Consider the following 242-nt stretch of genomic DNA (forward strand, 5'->3'; position numbering starts at 1 on the left):
GTCTTGATCGCCATCATCGGGCCTTCGAAGGTGGACATGCCGTAGAACGCCAGGGACACCACCAGGAAGCGCAGTATCGGGTCGTCGCGCAGCTTATGCCAGGCCCCGGAGAGGGTCATCATGCCGTTGATCATGCCGCCCCAGCTCGGCGCCAGGAGGATCAGCGACATCACCATGCCCAGCGACTGCGCCCAGTCCGGCAGCGCGGTGTAGTGCAGGTGGTGCGGGCCGGCCCAGATGTA

Annotated in this window: 1 protein-coding gene; it reads right to left on the reverse strand. The window is 65.3% G+C overall.

Annotated features, from left to right (window positions below; translation table 11 throughout):
* The coding region (locus HMPREF2716_RS02220; RefSeq protein WP_177343797.1) for a cbb3-type cytochrome c oxidase subunit I at positions 1-242 on the reverse strand (242 nt) is incomplete at both ends.

Origin of the sequence: Pseudomonas sp. HMSC076A11, from assembly GCF_001810205.1 — a bacterium.
In the GTDB taxonomy this organism is placed as follows: Bacteria; Pseudomonadota; Gammaproteobacteria; order Pseudomonadales; family Pseudomonadaceae; genus Pseudomonas; species Pseudomonas aeruginosa.